The following is a 21,044-nucleotide window of genomic DNA, read 5'->3' as shown; positions in this document are numbered from 1 at the left end:
AGCATAACATATCTGTTTACGGTTTGCGGTGAACAGTTTACAGTATTGCCCTACGGGCATAATGTACTTAGATGACAGAATAGGCTAATAGTTGGTATGATAAACTTAACTAGATCACGATTTCACGACATCACAAAAAAACGATTTCACAAAAAAACAAAAAACAAAATAATGAAAGATAAAAAGAGAATAACAATAGTAGGACTTGGTGGTGTAGGAGGGTTTTATGGAGGATTATTAGCTCATCAATATCAAGATAGTACAGATGTAGAGATATGCTTTATCGCAAGAGGGAAGCACCTTGAAGTAATAAAGGAAAAGGGATTAACTATTTTGTCAAAAGATAGTGAAGTGGTGGGGTACCCTAGTATCGCTACTTCTCAGTGGAGTGATATTGAGCATACAGATTATATTATCCTTGCGACTAAGGGATATGATTTGTCTCAAACGATAGAGGATATGAAATCAGCAGTAGGTGAACATACTGTGATTATTCCGTTGTTAAATGGAGTAGAGGCTTATGAGCAACTGAGAGCTGTATTTGGCGCTTCTAGAGTATGGCAAGGGTGTACGTATATGGTTTCTCGTCTAAAAGAAGCAGGGGTAATTGATAATCCGAGTGGTAGACAACGCATTCTGTTTGGCCTAGATGGTCAAATATCTCAAGAGATGAAAGACTTGGAAACAATTCTAAAAACTGCTGGTGTACATGCTGAAGCGACTTCTTCTATATCTAAGGAGGTGTGGGAGAAGTATATTTTAGTCTCTTCTTCTGCTATGGCTACTGCTTATTATGATAGTAGTTTTGGTGGTGTGATGGAGCATCATCCAGAAGAAATGAGACAATTAATCACAGAGGCTTCTGCTATCGGTAAGAAGAAAGGAGTTGCTCTTGGTGAAGATGTAGTTGAGGTTATTATAGAGCGTTTAAAGGCAATTCCGTATGAGTCAACAACATCTATGCACAGTGATTTTGCTGCTTTTAAAGAGCACAATGAACTTGGTATAATGGGAGGTTATATGGTGAAGCAAGGTGTTGCACAGGGAGTGGAGACCCCAATGTATAAGAAGATGTGTAACTATCTAGTAGTGCACTCTGGAGAGAAATATGTAGGAATAGGAAACTAAATAGTAAGATAAAATAAGTACTAGAGTTAGGTTATAAATTAAGAGAGGGTATGAGAAAAATTGGGGTATTGTTAATTTTGTGTTTAGCAAGTAATATCTATGCACAAGAAAAAGGAAGAAAAGAAAGAGTATCTATAAAATTAGACGTGGAAGATGCGACAATGTTAAATAAAGAGAATGCAATTGACTTACAGGAGTATATCGAAAGTGTTTATTTGAGCTCTACAAAGTTCTTTAATCAAGGGGCATTACCATTAGTAGAAAAAGGTGAATATGCTGTTGTATTAGTAGATTCTGAAGGGAATAATGAACTAAAAAAATCTTCTGATTTTAAAGGTATAGCTGTAGATAAGATAGAGAGTTTTGAATACAAAAAGGTTCCTGGGAAAGATTTTATCAATGGAACTTTTGCTACAAGCTTCGGAATAATAAGTATTAAAATTAAGAGTTAATGCATTACTTTATAATTACTAAAAAAAGCGTGAGTTAGATAATAACTCACGCTTTTTTATTTTGATTGTTGTTTCCTGTTATTCGTTTTCAGTAAATATTATCTATCTAAATCCACTTCTTTAAGAGGAATAAGCTTTGTTTTGAATTTTAGCTTATGGTATAAGTAGAAGGCTAAGAAGAATGGAATCCCCATATAAGTGATTAGCATTCCTCTCCAGTCAAATATTCCCTCCATAATTAGTTTAGAATCTTGTCCTATGATTACTAATATACATAAGAATAAGGCAAATAATGGACCAAAAGGGAACCATTTTGCTTTATAGACTAGTTGGTCTAGACTTTTGTTTTGAGCGTGGAATGCTCTTCTAAATCTATAATGACTAATCGCTATTCCTAACCAAGCTATAAAACCTGTCAGTCCTGATGCAGCTAGAATAAAGTCTACAGCATTAGGATGTGTAGATTGTACTGCGAATATTAATAGTACTACAACTCCAGTAGCAATTAGGGCGATCATCGGTACACCGTGTTTGTTCGTTCCACCAAAAGCCTTGTGTGCCATTCCATCTTTCCCCATCGCATATAGCATACGAGTAGAGGCATAAAGGCCAGAATTACCTGCTGATAGAATAGAAGTAAGAATAACAGCATTCATCACAGCTGCTGCAAAGGCTAAATGTGCTTTTTCGAATACTAATGTGAAAGGTGATTTTGCAATCTCAGAAATATCTGCTCCTAATAGAGAAGGACTTGTATAAGGGATGATTAATCCAATAACGAATATGGCTAAGATATAGAATACTAAGATTCTCCAGAATACTTGTTTAATGGCTTTAGGTATATTCTTTTCAGGGTTTTCTGATTCACCTGCAGTAATACCGATTAACTCAGTTCCTTGAAATGAGAAACCTGCAATTAGGAATACGCCTAATACACTTAAGAATTTACCTGAGAATCCGCCTCCTAAAATAGGAGCATCACCTAACGTAAAGTTTTTGAATCCGATGTATTCACCACCTAGTATTCCGAAAATAGTCAATAATCCAATTCCTAAGAATAAAACAACAGTCACTACTTTAATAATAGCAAACCAATATTCTGATTCTCCATAAGCTTTAACAGATAACATATTTAATCCAAAGATGACTAAGAAGAAGAGCAGGCTCCAACCCCAAGTAGGTAAGAATCCTAGAGGCTCCCAATACGAAATAACCACTGCTGCAATAGAGATATCTACTGCTACGGTGATAACCCAATTAAACCAATAGTTCCAACCTAAAGCAAAACCTAGTGAAGGATCAACAAATCTAGCGGCATAAGTACTAAACGAACCTGATACGGGTAAGTAAGTAGCCATCTCTCCTAATGAGGTCATTAAGAAATACACCATAAGACCAATCATGGCATAGGCTAATAGAGCACCACCTGGACCTGCCTGATGTATGGCTTCTCCACTTGCCATAAATAAACCTGTTCCGATACATCCTCCAATTGCAATCATGGAAAGGTGTCTAGCCTTTAATCCACGAACTACTTCTTGATTTTTATTTTGATTTTCCATTGTTACTATTTGTTGCAAAAGTATAAAACACATTAGGTTAATTCTAATGAAATTGCTTATTAATTTGAATTAAAGATAATAAAATAAGCGAAATATTGTGTCTTAAATATAATTTTAAGCTAAATAAAATGTAATAATCAGAATATAATTTATGTCAAAACAAAGGCGAGCAAATATTATTCTATGAAAAAGGGATTGCTTCGAATATTATTAGATTGATAAAAAAGGGTTATTTTTTTAAGAATTCACTGCGAATTCTACTCAAACTTACTTGAGTTACTCCTAAAAATGAAGCAATATACTTCAGCGGAACTCTATTTAAGAGTGAAGCATCTCGTTCTAAAAGGTCAATATAACGTTCTTTAGCTGATTTAATTTGTCTCAGAATAGAACGTTCTTCTGTCTTTAGAAGTTCTATCTCAGCAAACTTTCTTCCCCAGTTCGCAATCTCAATATCTGTTGAGTAGAGCTGTTCTAATTGACTTATTTTAGTGAAATAGAATGTACTATCTTCTATTAAGTCAATCGTTTCATAACTAGGTTTGTTTAGAATATAATTATACATCGATAGGGCTGGATCTCCATCTTTTCCAAACCAAAAGGTCAATTCTCTATCTTCTTGAATAGCATAAGCTCTAACTAATCCATTTTTGATAAAATAGAAATAGTTTTCATGTTTTTCATATTCAGATAATAGGTAATTTTTAGGGAAAGAGATTTCTGTAAAAACAGCAGTTAATTTCTCTTTAGCAGATTTTGAAAGAGGATATATATTATCGATAATTTGTTCTATGATCATTTAGCTTGATTTATTGTTTTCTATTGTTCTTGAGTTTATCTCAAAAAAATATTTACTATATCGTTTTTTGTTGTATTACTTCCTTTTTAGGAATGCATAAGTGTTAAAATTCTTATAATACAATGGTGATGAAATAATCTGTTTTAAAATTTAACAATTGAGTCTTCTGTCATTAGAATAGGCAATGTTGTATTTATAAGCAATTAATATACAAAAGTATATACTAATGAGATATAATGCATGATTTTTTTATGCAGTTGTGAATAATCTTGTTAGAAGTATAATATTGATGATTTGGAGAGGATAAGTTAGTTGTTGATATTTTTTTAGCTAATCTAAAATTAGAAGAATAGCTCGGAATGTTGTATTTTTGCCAAGTTTTATTGTTAACAACACAGCTAATACACACACTAAATGAAACAAACTAAGTATATTTTCGTTACAGGAGGAGTTACATCTTCTTTAGGAAAAGGAATCATAGCAGCTTCTTTGGCTAAGCTATTACAAGCGCGCGGATATTCGGCCACTATCCAGAAATTTGATCCGTATATTAATGTGGATCCAGGAACACTTAACCCTTATGAACACGGGGAGTGTTTTGTAACAAATGATGGTGCAGAGACTGACCTTGATTTAGGTCACTATGAGAGATTCTTAAATGTACCTACTTCTCAAGCGAATAATGTTACTACAGGACGCGTTTATCTTTCTGTAATAGAGAAAGAGAGAAGAGGAGAGTTTTTAGGAAAGACGGTACAGGTAGTTCCTCATATCACGAATGAGATTAAAGAGCGTATGCAACTTCTAGGTAAATCAGGTGACTATGACATCGTGATTACTGAGATAGGTGGTACAGTAGGGGATATTGAGTCTTTACCTTATATCGAGTCTGTACGTCAGTTATTATGGGAGTTAGGAGATAATAACGCTATCGTAGTCCACTTGACTTTAGTACCTTATCTAGCAGCAGCAGGAGAGCTTAAAACTAAGCCAACTCAACACTCTGTGAAAACTTTAATGGAGAGCGGTATTAAGGCAGATATTTTGGTTTGTCGTACAGAGCATAACTTAAGTACTGAGATACGTCAGAAGTTAGCACAGTTCTGTAATGTGAAACCAGAAGCTGTTATTCAGTCTATCGATGCTGATACTATCTATGATGTACCAAACTTAATGCTACAAGAAGGTTTAGATAGAGTAGCTCTTAAGAAATTAGATTTACCAGAGAAGACATCTCCAGATTTAGTGAAATGGAATGAGTTTATCCATAAACTTAAAAATCCATTGCATGTAGTAAATGTAGGTCTGGTAGGTAAATATGTAGAATTACAAGATTCTTATAAATCTATTTTAGAGGCATTAGTACACGGTGGTGCTGAAAATCAAATAAAAGTAAATATTGTTTCTATTCAATCTGATAATATCAATGCTAATAATGTAGCAGAGAAATTAAAGAACTTAGATGCTGTGTTAGTAGCACCAGGTTTTGGTTCTCGTGGTATTGAAGGAAAAATAGAGACTGTAAAATATGTAAGAGAGAACAAGATACCATTCTTAGGTATTTGTTTAGGTATGCAGATGGCTGTAATCGAATACGCAAGAAATGTATTGGGGTATGCTTCTGCTAATACTACTGAGGTGAATGAAAGTACTCAATATCCTGTAATTACTTTTATGGAAGATCAAAAGAATATTACAGATAAAGGAGGTACAATGCGTCTAGGTGGATGGGATTGTAAATTAAAAGAAGGTTCTAAAGCTTTTGAAATTTATGGAGAAAGTCTAATCAATGAGCGTCACCGTCATAGATATGAATTTAATAATCAATATTTAGAAGATTTTGAAAAAGCTGGTTTAATAGCTTCTGGATGGAATCCTGATACAGGACTAGTAGAAGTGGTAGAGTTAGATACTCATCCATTCTTCGTAGCTGTGCAGTTCCACCCTGAATATAAAAGTACAGTGGCAAAACCACATCCACTTTTTGTAAGCTTGGTTAAGGCAGCAATTGATAATAGAACAAAATAAGTTCTAAAGGTAATAAGCAAGTATTATTACAGCGAAAAATTTGATAAACTACAAATTAAGTAATGGAAGGAAAAAAATTAGATCGTAACAGTATTGTCGGCTTTGTTATTATAGCCGGGTTGCTAATTTGGATGATGTTGAATAATATCAACAAAGAAAAAGAAGCTATCGCTCAGGACAAAGAGGTAGCCAAAAAAGAGATAGTTAAAGAAGCTGAGTCTGAGAAAATTTCAAGTGCTATAAGTAATCATGTAGAGGTGGATTCTGTTCAGAATACTGCTTTACAAGCTGCTTTAGGCCCATTTGCTTATAGTGCAACATTACCATCTGCTCAAGGAGGTAAAACAGAACTTAAGAATGAATTACTGACTTTAGTTGTTGAAAATAAAGGAGGTAGTTTATCAAATGTTGTAATCAATAACAATGCTCGTTTTAATAAAAACTCTAAAGAACTAGTAGAGTTAATTAAAGATAATAACGCTGAGTTTAATTTAGAGTTATATACGAAGGACAACAAAAAGTTTAATACAAGAGACTTGTTCTTTGAACCTGAATTGACAAAAGAAGGGGAGAATCAAGTATTATCTATGCGTTTAAAAGTATCAGCTACTGAGTTTTTAGAGTATAGATATGTATTGAAGCCAGATGACTATATGTTAGACTTTACTATTCGTACACAAGGATTAAGTAGAGTTATTAATACAGCAGAGACACCAGCATTAGACTGGAGCTTAAAAGCATATAGTAATGAGAAGAGTATTACTTATGAGAACCAATATACTCGTGTATACTATGAGTATGAAGGAGGAAAAGATAACAGTCTAAGTAATACAAGTAAAGATGACAGTACTGAAGCTAAAAATGTAAGTTTCGTTGCATTTAAACAACACTTCTTCGCTTCTGTTTTAATTACAGATAAAGCTTTTGATACAGCTAGTTTAAAATCAGCTAACTTGGTTCATGATGAGGCAGTAGATACTGTTTACACTAAACAGTTTAATGCAAAAATGCCTTTAGCTTATACAGGTGGAGAGTTAAACTATGATATGAAGTGGTTCTTCGGACCAGCTGATTATAAATTATTAAAGTCATATGATCAAGGGTTAGATAAGATTGTTCCTTTAGGATGGGGAATCTTTGGATGGTTAAACCGTTTCTTATTTATTCCAGTATTTGGAGTATTGAGTTCATTCTTACCTTATGGTATTGCTATTATTGCATTAACTGTACTTGTGAGATTATTAATTTCTCCATTGACTTATAAGTCTTATGTTTCTCAAGCAAAAATGAAAGCAATTCGTCCAGAAGTGAATGAGTTGAACGAAAAATATAAGAATGATCCAATGAAGAAGCAACAAGAGACAATGAATTTGTACTCTAAAGCAGGAGTTAACCCAATGGCAGGATGTATTCCAGCATTGTTACAGATTCCTATCTTCTATTCATTGTTCCAATTCTTCCCATCAGCATTTGATTTGAGACAAAAATCATTCTTATGGGCAGATGACTTATCGTCTTATGACCAGATTTTAGAATTGCCTTTCCGTATTCCATTCTATGGTAACCACGTGAGTTTATTCCCTATTTTAGCTTCTGTTGCAATCTTTATATATATGAAGATGACTACAGGAGATCAACAAATGGCAGCACCTGCTCAAGAAGGAATGCCTGATATGAGTAAAATCATGAAGGTGATGATCTATATCTCTCCATTGATGATGTTATTCTTCTTTAATAACTACGCGTCAGGATTGAGTTTGTACTACTTTATTTCTAACTTGATTACAATTGGTATTATGTATGTAATTAAAAACCATATTGTAAAAGAAGATAAGATTAAAGCTATCATTGAAGACAATAAAACGAAAGAACGTCCTAAAGGTAAGTTCCAACGTAAAATGCAAGAAATGATGCAACAAGCGCAAGAGCAACAAAAATTACAAGAAGAAAGAAAGAAGAAAAATAAATAATTCTTTTATATTTAACACCTCTGATCAAATTCAGAGGTGTTTTTTTTTATGAGAATTGCAATTATAGGAATGGGAAACATGGGGAGTACTTTTGCCAATGGGTTTATTAACTCTAGGTTTATTAACCCATCAGATGTATTGATATACACGCGTTCACAGAGGGCTATAGAAGATAGTCGTAATATTCATCAGTTGTCTTATCGCTATCAATTGGATGGTGATATAGGATCTTGTGATATTGTTATCGTTGCAGTGAAACCCCAAGACTTTTCTATACTAGTTGCAGATCTAAAGAAATATGTAAATAAAGATCAGATAGTCGTTTCTGTGATGGCAGGTATCTCTATAGATCGTTTAAAAGAAGATTTAGGAATCGAAAAAATAGTTCGTTCCATGCCTAATCTGCCTACTCAGATAGGTAGAGGTATGACTGTTTTTACTGCTTCAGAAGAATTAGATCGAAAAGAGTTGTTCATTATTCAGAACTTAATTAATACCACAGGTAAGTCTGTATATGTGTCTGAAGAGAATAAAATAGATGCAGCTACTGCGGTATCAGGTAGTGGACCTGCTTATGTGTTTTATTTTATGGAAGCCATGATACAGGCAGCAATATCTTATGGCTTTGAACCGTCACAAGCAGAATTGTTAGTGAAGCAAACCATATCAGGTGCTCTTGGCCTATACGAAGCTAATTCGTTATCTACACAAGATTGGATAGCGAAAGTTTCTTCTAAGGGTGGTACTACTGAGCAAGCGATTAAGTATTTCAATGAAGAAGAAGTATTACAAAAATTAGTGGAAGGAATTCATAGAGCAAAAGCCCAATCTGAGTTACTGGGTAAGAAATTAGGGTAGGATGCTATTGAGTTAGATTATAGATAATATTTTGGTTTCTGAATAAAAAAAGCCTCTATGTTTAAATATATTTAAACATAGAGGCTTTTTTAGGTAAGGAAAAAGTAAGTTCTTTTTAGAATAGTTGTTATTCTAGAAAGAAAACAATAGTGCTTACTACTCTCGCTTTTTGAGTATAAGGTTCTTTATTTGCATTATTCATTTCTTCTTCATCAAAATAATATCTTCCAGCAATAGTGATTTGTCCTTGTGAGGCTGTTTTTATTTTGCCTAATTTTGCTTGTGAATCGTTAGCAAACTGCTCACCAGCGATGCGTGCATTCTTTGTGCTTTCAGCTATTAGTTGTGGTTTAATCGAATTTAATTCAGGGAAAGAATAAATAGAATTTATATTTGAAGTCAAATCTTTACTAATTAAATCTAACTTAATTTGTGAAGCTTTGTTTTCTGTCTCTTTTATATCAGTCATTTCAAGGTTTAGTTGCTGCGTAATAGAATATCTATCTATTTTTACTGACACTTGTCGTCCATTTTCCCGACGGAATTCGTAATATTTTTCTTTATCATTTACTTCTATATTATCGATTTTAATATTGTCTTTTTGATAACCAAGATTAGTTAGATGAGTAATAATTGCCTCTTTTTTCTGTTCTGTTTGTTTCATTATTTGTTGTAAATCATCACCAGAAATAGAAAAATCAATAATAATGGTAGCAGAGGTTGCCATCACATTCATTTCTGCTAATCCTTTTACAGTGACTATACGATCTTTATCACTAAATGTTTTTAACCCTTTGAAAATAAAAAGGCCTAATAAAGTAAAGCTCAATAATAGAGAAGAGCCTAAGACAAGTGATTTAGCTAAAGTTTTGTTTTGCATGATAATTGAATATTACTGTGTCTTTATAATAAATTTATTTTATGTGATTCAAATTACATAAAAAATACCAATAATGTAGTGTTATTAAATATGAATTAACTTAATTTTTTTACATATAATGTGTTTTTGTGTTATTTGTTTAATCTAGTGTAGAGGAAGGTACTTTAGAAAGGGATAGTATTAAGAAGAATTAGAGTATTAAATTCTAAAGCATTACCTCAGATAGTATAGTTTTTATCTATGCTAAAGTCATAATTAAAAGATAAGATAAATTCAAAAGCTTTTTGTATTGCGGCATTTCTCGTAAATTTGCCACAATATTTTTTATTATGAAGAAAAGAGTAGTAGTAGGTCTTTCGGGAGGTGTAGACTCAAGTGTCGCAGCTTATTTACTGAAAGAACAAGGGTATGAAGTTATTGGACTCTTCATGAAAAACTGGCACGATGATTCTGTGACAATTTCTAATGAATGTCCATGGCTAGAAGATAGCAACGATGCTTTAATGGTCGCTGAGAAGCTTGGGATTCCATTCCAAACAGTTGACTTAAGTGAACAATATAAAGAGAAGATTGTAGACTATATGTTTAAGGAGTATGAGAATGGTCGTACCCCTAATCCAGACGTATTGTGTAATCGCGAGATTAAGTTTGATGTATTTATGAAAATAGCATTGACTTTAGGAGCAGATTATGTCGCTACAGGGCATTATTGTCGCAAAGATGAAGAGGTTATTACCAAAGAAGATGGAACACAGGAGACAGTATATAAACTGTTGGCTGGTGTAGATCCTAATAAAGATCAGTCTTACTTCTTATGTCAGTTATCTCAAGAGCAATTAGCGAAAGCGCTATTTCCAGTTGGAGAGTTGTTGAAACCACAAGTACGTGAGATAGCAGCTAAGATGAACTTAATCACAGCAGACAAAAAAGATTCTCAAGGATTGTGTTTTATTGGTAAGGTAAGATTACCAGAATTCTTACAACAGCAGTTGAAAAGAAAAGATGGGCTTATCTACGAAATACCAAAAGATTCGTCTATCTATACGAAAGAGGAAGAGACATTCTCTACAATAGGAGATGCTTTGTACAGCGAAGCTAAATCAATTGTGTATACACCTGAAATGGGTAAAAAGGTAGGTGAGCACTTCGGAGCGCACTTCTTTACTATTGGTCAACGCAAGGGATTAAATGTGGGAGGTACTGCTGAGCCATTGTTTATTATAGGTACTGATGTAAAGGAGAATATTATTTACACAGGTCAAGGAAGTGACCACCCAGGATTGTTTCACAAAGCATTATTTGTAAAAGAATCAGAAATTCATTGGATTAGAGAAGATTTAGCATTGCAAGAAGGAGAAACAATGTCTATATTAGCACGTATAAGATATCGCCAACCTTTGCAAAAAGCTACTTTACACAAGATGAAAGAAGGAATGTACGTTCGTTTTGACGAACCGCAATCCGCTATCACAGAAGGACAATTTGTATCTTGGCATATCGAAGACGAACTAATTGGTTCGGGTGTTATTTCGAAACTATAAACAACCAAAATACAATGAAAAATAAGTTAGTAGATCTTTTTAAAATTCAGTATCCTATCGTACAGGGAGGGATGATTTGGAACAGTGGTTATAAGTTAGCTAGTGCAGTGAGTAATGCTGGTGGATTAGGACTTATTGGGGCTGGTTCAATGTATCCTGAGGTACTAAGAGAACATATCCAGAAGTGTAAGAAAGCAACTGACAAACCATTTGGAGTAAATGTCCCTATGTTATATCCTAATATAGAGGAAATCATGAATATCATTGTAGAAGAAGGAGTGAAAATTGTCTTTACTTCTGCAGGTAATCCTAAAACATGGACTCCATTTTTAAAACAACATGGGATAACAGTAGTGCATGTAGTTAGTTCTTCTAAATTTGCATTAAAAGCCCAAGAAGCAGGTGTTGATGCAATAGTAGCAGAAGGGTTTGAAGCTGGAGGACATAATGGAAGAGAAGAAACTACTACGCTTACTTTGATTCCTATGGTTCGTGAGAAGATCACGGTTCCTTTAATTGCGGCTGGAGGTATCGCTACAGGAAGAGGAATGCTTGCGGCTATGGTACTTGGTGCAGATGGAGTACAAATGGGAACGCGATTTATCGCTTCTAAAGAGAGTTCTGCTCATGATAACTTTAAGAATCTTCTATTAGATGTACAAGAAGGGGATACTGTTCTTACTTTAAAAGAACTTGCGCCCGTACGTTTAATTAAGAATGAGTTTTACACAGGACTTCAAGCCTTGTATGCTAAGAATCCATCAGTAGAAGAATTAAAAGAATATTTGGGTAGGGCTCGAGCTAAAAAAGGAATGTTTGAAGGAGATTTAGTAGAAGGTGAACTAGAAGTAGGGCAAATATCAGGTCTGATACATAAAATAGAACCAGTAGGAGATATTATTAAAAATATCATTGCAGAGTTTGATCAAGCAAAGAGAGATATAGCTCAGTTATAGGGTTTATTTAAATAACGAAAGTCATACAATATTTTTTAATCTTAAAAATATTGTATGACTTTTTGCTATTTATTACTAAAATCATATATTTAAGAGCTAAAAAAAATATTACATAAAAAAAATCACAACTAAAATATGAGTTATTATAAAATAGAAAATCTAGAACAATACTTTAAACACTATAAAAAATCCGTTAGAGAGCCTCGTAAGTTCTGGGGAAAGATAGCAGAGGAAAACTTCGTTTGGTATCAAGTGTGGGATAAAGTATTCGAGTTTGATATGGAGGAATCTAAATTCCAGTGGTTTGTTAATGCTAAATTGAATATCGTAAAGAACTGTATTGATCGTCATCTTGCAAAAAGAGGAGAGAAAGCAGCTATTATATTTGAACCTAATAATCCAGAAGAGCAAGCAGAAACTATTACCTATAATGACTTATACAATAGAGTGTGTAAGATGGCTAATGTGCTAAAAGAGCAAGGGGTTAAAAAAGGAGATCGAGTATGTATCTACCTCCCTATGATACCTGAGTTAGCGGTTAGTATGTTGGCATGTGCTAGATTAGGAGCGATACACAGTGTTATATTCGCTGGTTTTTCTTCATCTGCTGTGACGAAGCGTATTAATGATTCTGAATGTAAATTTGTTATAACATCCGATGGGAGCTTTAGAGGAAATAAGACTATTCCATTAAAACCAATTATCGATGAAGCATTAGACTCTTGTCCTGGCGTAGAGAAAGTACTTGTAGTGAAGAGAACAGGTGCTGAAGTCGCTTTTAAAGAAGGAAGAGATATGTGGTTAGCACCTTTATTAGAAGAAGCGTCTAATAATCATGTAGCTCAAGTAATGGATGCAGAAGATCCTTTATTTATTTTGTATACTTCTGGTTCTACAGGTGCTCCAAAAGGAATGGTGCATACTACAGCAGGCTATATGGTGCAAACGGCTTATTCTTTTAAAAATATTTTTGATTATAAAGAAGAGGATATCTTCTGGTGTACTGCTGATTGTGGTTGGATTACAGGGCATTCATATATTATTTACGGACCTCTATTAAATGGTGCAACTACAGTGATGTTTGAGGGAGTGCCTTCTTATCCAACACCTAGTAGATTCTGGGATATCATTGATAAGTATAAAGTAACCCAATTCTATACAGCTCCTACAGCTATTCGTTCGTTGATGACAGAGGATTACAGTTATGTGAATTCACATGATTTGTCTAGTTTAAGAGTTATTGGTTCGGTAGGAGAGCCTATTAATGAGGAAGCTTGGCACTGGTATAATGACCATGTAGGAAAGAAAAGATGTCCTATAGTGGATACTTGGTGGCAGACTGAGACAGGAAGTATCTTAGTTTCTCCACTGCCATTTATTACACCTACTAAGCCTACTTATGCGACTTTACCATTACCGGGTATACAAGCTGTATTAATGGATGAGAAGAGAAATGAGATAGAGGATAATCAGGTAGACGGATCATTGTGTATTAAATTCCCTTGGCCATCCATGGCTCGTACTATTTGGGGAGATCATGAGCGTTATAAAGAGACTTACTTTGGTCAGTTTCCAGGTAAATACTTTACAGGAGATGGAGCTTTAAGAGATGAAGTAGGATATTATAGAATTACAGGACGTGCAGATGATGTTGTTATTGTCTCTGGACATAATCTAGGAACTGCTCCTATAGAAGATGCGATTAATGAGCATCCAGCTGTAGCAGAAAGTGCTGTAGTAGGATATAAACACGATATCAAAGGAAACGCTTTATATGGATTTATTACCTTGAAAGTGGAAGGGGAGACTCGTGATAGAGAAAATCTTAAACGCGAGATTAACCAGTATATATCAAGTCATATTGGGCCAATCGCTAAGTTGGATAAGATTCAGTTTGTGGATAGTTTGCCTAAAACAAGATCTGGTAAAATTATGAGAAGAATCTTGCGTTCTATTTCTAATGGAGAAACAAAAGAGTTCGGTGATGTATCAACACTTATTAACCCAGAGGTTATAGAAGTGATTATGAATAATAAAGTTGAGTAATCAATAATTATACATAATAAAAAGTCCTTAATCATATGATTAAGGACTTTTTTTATACTATCGTTTACCTGAGAGTAAACAATAAACAAATGACAATTCAAGTTTAGATTACAGGCCTTTTTGATCCTGTATTTTAGCTGCTTTTTTTACAGAGTAAACTAAATAAGCTATAAAAATAATAAAACCTATATAAGACAGCCAGTTGTGTTGGATAGACCATAAGTTATCCATATCTAGATTATATATTCCAGAAACTAATCCTAGTAATACCAGGAAGGTAATTATCTTCTCAATATTTTTATTCATTTTACTTATTTTATTAGATAGTCATTGAGAACAACTGTCTTTGAGGTTTATTCTTTTGTAATCTTAAATCAAAAGCCATACATACATTTCTAACAAATGCACGCCCTTTAGTTGTTATCTTAATGTTATATCCTTTAATTTCAATTAATTCATCTCTTTCTAGTTCCTTAAGTTCTTCTAATATAGGATTGAAATCAATGCTGTCAATATCCGCAGTTAGATCTGTATTTAAAGAACACATTAAATTTAAGATATGTTTTCTAATAATCAAATCTTCTTTGTTTAATATATGCCCTTTTGTAACAGGAATAATATGTTGATCTAATAGTTGATAATAAGTATCAATGTCTTTTTCATTTTGAGCAAAAGCATACCAGCTGTCACTGATAGAAGATACACCTAAGCCTATCATTACTTGAGTTTTAGAAGAGGTGTACCCCATAAAGTTTCTATGGATATGCCCTGTATTCATAGATTTATAAAGAGAATCTGATTTTAAAGAAAAGTGATCCATTCCTATTTCAACATATCCGTTCTTAAGAAGAAGTTCTTTTCCTTTTTCGTATAATTGACGTTTTTCAGCATCTTTAGGCACATCTTCATCATTAAATCCACGTTGACCATTTCCTTTTATCCATGGCACATGTGCATAACTATAAAACGCTAAACGATCTGGAGAAAGAGATTTCGTCTTTTCGATAGTATCGATTACATGTTCTAACTTTTGGAACGGTAGCCCATAGATAATATCATGTGAAATAGAAGTATAACCAAGCTCTTTAGCCCATAGTGTTACTTTTGCAACATTGTGAAAGCTTTGTTCTCTATGGATTGCTTTTTGTACTTCAGGGTTGTAATCTTGTACACCAAAACTCACTCTTCTAAAACCTAGATTGTATAGAGTAGATAAGTGTTCTTTAGTTGTATTATTTGGATGTCCTTCAAAACTAAATTCATATTCTTTAGCAATATTAGCTTTCGCTTTAATACCTTCAATTAGCTTAGTCAAATGTTGTGGCGAAAAGAATGTAGGAGTACCTCCCCCTAAGTGGATTTCTTTGATGATTGGTTTTTCATCAAATAATGCACAATATAAATCCCATTCCTTAAGAAGAGCATCTATATATGGACTTTCTACTTCATGTCTTTTGGTAATTCTCTTGTGGCAGCCACAAAACGTACATAAGCTTTCGCAAAATGGCAGATGGATATAGATACTTATTCCTTCTTTTTGATTGGACTCAATGAATGATCTCTTTAAAGAATCAATCCATTTATCTGCAGAAAAAGAGGTCTCATCCCAGTAAGGAACAGTGGGATAACTAGTGTATCTAGGACCAGGTACATTATACTTTTGTATAAGAGAAACTGACATATTTATTTTATATTTGTAACAAATGTATAGTAATGTTAAATCGCATACTATGATATTTGTCATTTTTGTTAAACTATAAACTAACCTATATTATGAAAAAATATAACGCTTTTTGGCTTTCTTTTATTGCTACTATTTTAATTACAGTAAGTGGTTATAGCCAAGAAAAGGCAGCCCATTTATTGAACAATGAGAACTTTAAAAAAGCAATTGAAGCGACAGAAGTTCAGTTACTTGACGTTAGAACGGATAAAGAGTTCAGCGAAGGAACTATAGAGTATGCAAAAAATATCAATGTGCTAGAGGAGGACTTTATTGATAAAACTAAAACGCTATCTAAAGAAGAACCAGTATATATTTTCTGTAAATCAGGAAAGAGAAGTGAGAAGGCTAGAAATATTCTTTTAGAACAAGGTTTTAAAACAGTATATGAGTTAGACGGAGGATATACTAAGTGGGAAGAAGCAAAGAAATAATACAGATTCCCATATAATAGGGAGATCAATATAAGCAGATGAAGTCCTTGATTTACTTGTTTATAATGAAATCAATAAAGTAGGGTTACAAATAAAATAAAGGAAGGAGTAAGGATATTTATCAATAATTTAAGAATTGTGATTGTCATTATGCGGTTATAATTACTATTTTTGGTAAAAAGAAGGAAATTATGGGATTTATTAAAACACTTATTATTATTGTTCTGATATACTACGCATTTAAAATAGCGATGCGTTATTTGTTTCCTGTATTAATATACAAGGCTGCAAAAAAAGCAGAACAGAATTTTCAACAGAGACAACAACAGTACAATCCATATAACAACAATCAAGAAACAGAAACGTATACTAATACTGCAAGTCAGCATAATAAAGTACCACGTTCGACAAAAGTTGTTGGAGAGTATGTAGACTTCGAAGAAGTAGATTCGAAGTAATTCATAGATATAGTATAAAGCCCTCAAGAGCAGTGCCTCTTGAGGGCTTTTTTATATATATAATAAAACTATAGGCTTCCCTTTAAAGCCATCTGAAATTTACTTATTTTAGCATACTTAAATAGTAGTATAAATGTCATCAGAAACAACGAATACGTTTAAAAGAATTTATCCACATCTATTAGTGGTTTTAGGTTTTATAGTAGTAGCACTACTTTATTTTTCACCTGTTTTATCTAATAAGGTAATTTACCAATCCGATATTGTACAATATACTGGAATGGCAAAAGAGCAAATAGATTTTAGAGAACAAGTTAAAGAAGAGCCTTATTGGACAAATAGTGCTTTTGGAGGAATGCCAACCTATCAATTAGGAGCTAAATTTCCTCATAATTATGTGAAAGATTTAGATAGCATAATTCGTTTTTTACCTAGACCTGCAGATTATTTATTTATCTATTTTATCGGATTCTATATTCTATTGGCTTCTCTAGGAATGAAGCCTTTGAGATCATTTATAGGAGCACTAGCTTTTGGTTTTTCTACCTATCTGATTATTATTTTAGGAGTAGGGCATAATGCTAAAGCTCACGCTATTGCTTATATGCCGATGGTATTGGCAGGAGTGCTTTTAGTGTTTAGGAAGCATTATATAAAAGGGGGATTGCTAACTCTATTTGCAGCCGCTTTAGAAATTAGTGCAAACCACTTCCAGATGACCTATTATTTACTATTATTACTTATCGTAGTGGGAGTATTTTATATGGTCAAATATATAAGAGAAAAAGATTATAAAGCGATAGGTACATCAATAGCTGTATTAGTAGGAGCCGCTATTCTAAGTATAGGAGCGAATGCTACTAATCTGATGGCTACTTCAGAATATACTAAGTTTAGTACGCGTAGTAATAGTGAGCTAACGTATCAACCTGATGGTTCTGTAAAGGAATCGTCTAATGCGATGAGCTATGATTATATCACGGAGTATAGCTATGGTATTTTTGAAAGTTTAAACTTGATAGCACCTCGTTTGACAGGAGGGGCGAATAATGAGCATTTAGACATAGATTCTAATGTATATAAATTGTTTAAGTCAGTAGGCGCTAGTGATCAACAAGCAAAAGAAATGGCAAGTAGTTCACCTACTTATTGGGGAGATCAACCTATTGTTGCAGCACCAGCTTATATAGGAGCTGTTGTATTCTTTTTGTTCTTAATCGGAATTTTTGCAGAGAAGAGAAGTATTAAGTATGTTTTCATAATAGGGGCAGTCTTTTCTTTATTGTTATCATGGGGTAAGAACTTCTCTATTCTGACAGACTTCTTTATTAACTATTTCCCATTGTATAATAAGTTTAGAGCAGTGTCTTCTATTCAAGTAATACTTGAATTATGTGTACCTGCCTTAGCTATTATTGGGCTATATGCTTATAGTAAGTTAGCAAAAGAAGAGCAGTTAGCTGTTTTAAAGAAATCAGGTATCGTAGCTGGATCTATCCTAATATTGTTGTTTTTAGTAAAAGGGTCTTTAAGCTTTGCAGGCTTAAATGACGGTTATTATAGAGGAGCTTATGGTGAGATAGGGCCAGGATTTATCAGTGCTTTAATAGAAGATAGAAAAGCAATGTATACAGCAGACCTTATTAGAAGTTTTGTTCTAATTGCTTTAGCTGCAGGAGCTTTGTTCTTATCAACTAAAGAAAAGATTAAGCCAGTTGTTGCAGTAATTATTATTGGTGTATTGATGGTAGGAGATTTAGTATTAGTGGATCGTAAGTATGTAAATGACTCAAACTTTGTACTAGCATCTCAAATGTCTCAACCTTTCCAGGTAACACCAGCTGATAAGGTAATACTGAATGATACAGAGCATTTTAGAGTATATGAGTTAAATGGAGGCTTTAATAGTGCGAGAAGTTCATTCTTCCATCATTCTTTAGGTGGATATCATGCAGCGAAACCTCGTAGAATGCAAGAGCTAGCAGATTATCAATTGAATCAACATTCTAATATGGAAGTGTTGAATATGATGAATGTGAAGTATATTATTCAGAAGGATGAAGAGGGACGTGATGTTCCATTATTAAATGATAATGCGAATGGGAATGCGTGGTTTGTATCTAGTATTCAAAAAGTGCAAGATGCAAATGAAGAAATGAAAGCATTGGATAAGTTGAAAACAAAAAATCAGGCTGTATTGAATACAACTATGTTTAAAGATGTACAGTTAAAAGATACATATGCTGTGGATTCTTTAGCTCGTATTGAGTTAAAAAGTTATGCTCCGAATAAGATAGTTTATGAGTCAACTAACAGTGCTGATGGAGTAGCAGTATTCTCTGAAATCTATTACCCACAAGGTTGGATTGCTAAAGTAGATAATACAGAGGTGCCAATCTTTGCTGTAGATTATGTATTAAGAGGAATAGAGTTATCAAAGGGGAAACACACTATCGAATTTACTTTTGAACCACAAGTAATCAAAACAGGTAGTAGAATAGCCCTAGGATCGAGTATTCTTATTTTCTTGATTACAGTAGGAGGAGTATATCTTTTAGTTAAGAAGAAGGAATAGATTGACGGTTTACAGTTTACAGTTTACAGTTGACGGTTTACAGTTGACGGTTTACAGTTGACGGTTTACAGTTGACGGTTTACAGTTGATGGTTTACAGTTTACGGTTTACAGTTGATGGTTTACAGTTGATGGTTTACAATCTTGATCTATGGTCATAATGTACTTAGAAGACGAGATAGACTAACAATAGATAAAGTAGACTAAACGACTTTACACCTTCACGATTTCACGGTTTCACAGAAAAACGATTTCACGATTTCACAGAAAAACGATTTCAAAAAAAACAAAATGTAGTATGAATATGCCAAAGAAAAAAGTTTTAATCATAAGTTATTATTGGCCTCCAGCAGGAGGACCAGGAGTACAACGTTGGTTAAAGTTTGTCAAATATTTACCAAGCTTTGATATTGAACCTATAGTATATATACCTGAAAATCCAAGTTATCCATTATTAGATTCTAGTAATGAGCAGGAGGTAAGCTCTGAAATAACGATTCTTAGACAGCCTATTAGTGAACCTTATAGCAAGGCTAAATTAGTAAGTGGTAAGAATACAGATACTTTAAGTGCGGGAATTATTCCAGATAAGAAGAAACAATCGTTCACGGATAAACTATTGCTTTGGGTGAGAGGGAATTTTTTTATTCCTGATGCCAGAGTGAGCTGGGTGAAACCTTCTGTAGCTTATTTATCTAAGTACTTAAAGGAAAACAAGGATATAGAGACCATTATTACGACAGGGCCTCCTCATAGTATGCATTTGATAGGAATGGCTCTTAAAGAGCAATTAAACATCCAATGGATAGCTGATTTTAGAGATCCATGGACGACTATAGGGTATCATAAAGAATTAAAACTAAATCAGTCTAGTGCAGCTAAGCATTTAGAATTAGAGAAAGAAGTTCTAAATAAAGCAGATCAAATTATCGTCACTAGTAAAACAACTAAAAAGGAGTTCCAGACTAAAACGGATAAACCTATAACAGTGATTACAAACGGTTATGATATTACGAACCTTGGAAAAGTACCTCTAGATGAGAAATTTACTTTAGCACATATTGGCTCGTTTTTATCTGATAGAAATCCTAGAATTTTATGGAAAGCTATCTCAGAATTGCGAAAAGAGAACAAGGCATTTAAAGATGCTTTTCAACTAAAACTAGTAGGGAAAGTAAGTAGTGAAGTATTAGATACCATAAAAGAGTTTAGACTAGAGGATTGTGTTGTTAATCACGGTTATGTAGATAATGTAGAGGCATTGAGACAAATGCGTGCTTCACAAGTACTGTTATTAGTAGAAATAGATTCAGAAGATACTAAAGCGATTATTCCTGGTAAGTTATTTGAGTATATGGCGTCAGAACGCCCAATATTAGGGATAGGGCCTGAGGATTCTGATTTCTTCGATATTATCAAAGAAACGAATACTGGAAAAGTAGTGTTGTATTCTGAAAAAGATAAGGTGAGAGATATTCTATTAGAATACTTCGAACAATATCAACAGAATCAATTAAAAGTATTCGCTATGGGACTGCAGTATTTCAGTAGAAAAAGATTGACTGAGAAACTAGTTAAAGTAATTAAGAATTAAAAAATAGGAGTGATTAACCTTCAATATGAGGGGCTTATATC

17 protein-coding genes are annotated in these 21,044 nt (G+C 33.6%); 12 read left to right on the top strand and 5 right to left on the bottom strand.

The features are described 5' to 3' along the window. The first annotated feature begins 171 nt into the window (after positions 1-171). Positions 172-1,128: a ketopantoate reductase family protein gene (locus BK054_RS14920; RefSeq protein ID WP_006260053.1), complete on the top strand. Its 957-nt coding sequence runs from the start codon at positions 172-174 to the stop codon at positions 1,126-1,128. Between the two features lie 50 nt (positions 1,129-1,178). Then, positions 1,179-1,580 carry a hypothetical protein gene (locus tag BK054_RS14915; protein WP_006260054.1) on the top strand — a complete coding sequence of 134 codons (402 nt, stop codon included), beginning with the start codon at positions 1,179-1,181 and terminating at the stop codon, positions 1,578-1,580. A 98-nt stretch (positions 1,581-1,678) separates the two neighbouring features. Here the strand turns inward: BK054_RS14915 and BK054_RS14910 are convergent, their stop codons facing one another. Further along, the gene (locus BK054_RS14910; RefSeq protein ID WP_071307427.1) at positions 1,679-3,175 is read right to left on the bottom strand and encodes an amino acid permease; all 1,497 of its coding nucleotides are present in this window, start codon (positions 3,173-3,175) and stop codon (positions 1,679-1,681) included. A gap of 196 nt (positions 3,176-3,371) precedes the next feature. Continuing rightward, positions 3,372-3,941, bottom strand: a complete 570-nt coding sequence (locus tag BK054_RS14905; RefSeq protein WP_006260056.1) for a Crp/Fnr family transcriptional regulator — start codon at positions 3,939-3,941, stop codon at positions 3,372-3,374. A 414-nt stretch (positions 3,942-4,355) separates the two neighbouring features. Here BK054_RS14905 and BK054_RS14900 point away from each other — a divergent pair, with 414 nt between their 5' ends. The 3 genes from BK054_RS14900 (at position 4,356) to proC (ending at position 8,797) form a co-directional block, all read left to right on the top strand. After that, complete coding sequence (locus tag BK054_RS14900; protein WP_006260057.1) at positions 4,356-5,969, top strand: CTP synthase; 1,614 nt, start codon at positions 4,356-4,358, stop codon at positions 5,967-5,969. A gap of 62 nt (positions 5,970-6,031) precedes the next feature. After that, positions 6,032-7,939, top strand: coding sequence for a membrane protein insertase YidC (gene yidC, locus BK054_RS14895; protein WP_006265449.1), 1,908 nt, complete (start codon positions 6,032-6,034; stop codon positions 7,937-7,939). 48 nt (positions 7,940-7,987) lie between these two features. Then, entirely contained in the window at positions 7,988-8,797 is an 810-nt protein-coding gene (gene proC / locus BK054_RS14890) for a pyrroline-5-carboxylate reductase (protein WP_006260059.1), read from the top strand. 127 nt (positions 8,798-8,924) lie between these two features. Here proC and BK054_RS14885 read toward each other — a convergent pair whose 3' ends face one another. Further along, on the bottom strand, positions 8,925-9,677 hold the full coding sequence (locus BK054_RS14885) for an SIMPL domain-containing protein (protein ID WP_006260060.1): 753 nt from the start codon (positions 9,675-9,677) through the stop codon (positions 8,925-8,927). Positions 9,678-10,006: 329 nt separating this feature from the next. Between BK054_RS14885 and mnmA the strand changes: the two genes are divergently transcribed. The 3 genes from mnmA (at position 10,007) to acs (ending at position 14,220) form a co-directional block, all read left to right on the top strand. Then, positions 10,007-11,218, top strand: a complete 1,212-nt coding sequence (mnmA, locus tag BK054_RS14880; RefSeq protein ID WP_006261325.1) for a tRNA 2-thiouridine(34) synthase MnmA — start codon at positions 10,007-10,009, stop codon at positions 11,216-11,218. A 14-nt stretch (positions 11,219-11,232) separates the two neighbouring features. Beyond that, complete coding sequence (locus tag BK054_RS14875) at positions 11,233-12,174, top strand: NAD(P)H-dependent flavin oxidoreductase (protein WP_006265446.1); 942 nt, start codon at positions 11,233-11,235, stop codon at positions 12,172-12,174. A gap of 135 nt (positions 12,175-12,309) precedes the next feature. Then, on the top strand, positions 12,310-14,220 hold the full coding sequence (gene acs, locus BK054_RS14870) for an acetate--CoA ligase (protein WP_006261323.1): 1,911 nt from the start codon (positions 12,310-12,312) through the stop codon (positions 14,218-14,220). A gap of 108 nt (positions 14,221-14,328) precedes the next feature. On the opposite strand, the gene BK054_RS14865 is transcribed toward acs, so the two are convergent. Then, on the bottom strand, positions 14,329-14,526 hold the full coding sequence (locus BK054_RS14865; RefSeq protein WP_006260064.1) for a hypothetical protein: 198 nt from the start codon (positions 14,524-14,526) through the stop codon (positions 14,329-14,331). Positions 14,527-14,539: 13 nt separating this feature from the next. Continuing rightward, complete coding sequence (gene hemN / locus BK054_RS14860) at positions 14,540-15,901, bottom strand: oxygen-independent coproporphyrinogen III oxidase (protein WP_058699981.1); 1,362 nt, start codon at positions 15,899-15,901, stop codon at positions 14,540-14,542. 92 nt (positions 15,902-15,993) lie between these two features. Between hemN and BK054_RS14855 the strand changes: the two genes are divergently transcribed. The 4 genes from BK054_RS14855 to BK054_RS14840 all read left to right on the top strand — a co-directional run bounded on the left by BK054_RS14855 (position 15,994) and on the right by BK054_RS14840 (position 21,003). Continuing rightward, entirely contained in the window at positions 15,994-16,377 is a 384-nt protein-coding gene (locus tag BK054_RS14855) for a rhodanese-like domain-containing protein (protein WP_058699982.1), read from the top strand. A gap of 191 nt (positions 16,378-16,568) precedes the next feature. Next, complete coding sequence (locus BK054_RS14850; protein WP_006260067.1) at positions 16,569-16,835, top strand: DUF4834 family protein; 267 nt, start codon at positions 16,569-16,571, stop codon at positions 16,833-16,835. Between the two features lie 133 nt (positions 16,836-16,968). Continuing rightward, positions 16,969-19,410 carry a YfhO family protein gene (locus tag BK054_RS14845; protein ID WP_071307426.1) on the top strand — a complete coding sequence of 814 codons (2,442 nt, stop codon included), beginning with the start codon at positions 16,969-16,971 and terminating at the stop codon, positions 19,408-19,410. A gap of 297 nt (positions 19,411-19,707) precedes the next feature. Then, positions 19,708-21,003, top strand: coding sequence for a glycosyltransferase family 4 protein (locus BK054_RS14840; RefSeq protein ID WP_006265440.1), 1,296 nt, complete (start codon positions 19,708-19,710; stop codon positions 21,001-21,003). The last annotated feature ends 41 nt before the right edge of the window (positions 21,004-21,044 follow it).

The sequence above is a fragment of the Myroides sp. ZB35 genome, from assembly GCF_001865835.1.
Taxonomy (GTDB): Bacteria; Bacteroidota; Bacteroidia; order Flavobacteriales; family Flavobacteriaceae; genus Flavobacterium; species Flavobacterium odoratimimum.
This window is presented reverse-complemented; position numbering and strand designations above follow the sequence as displayed.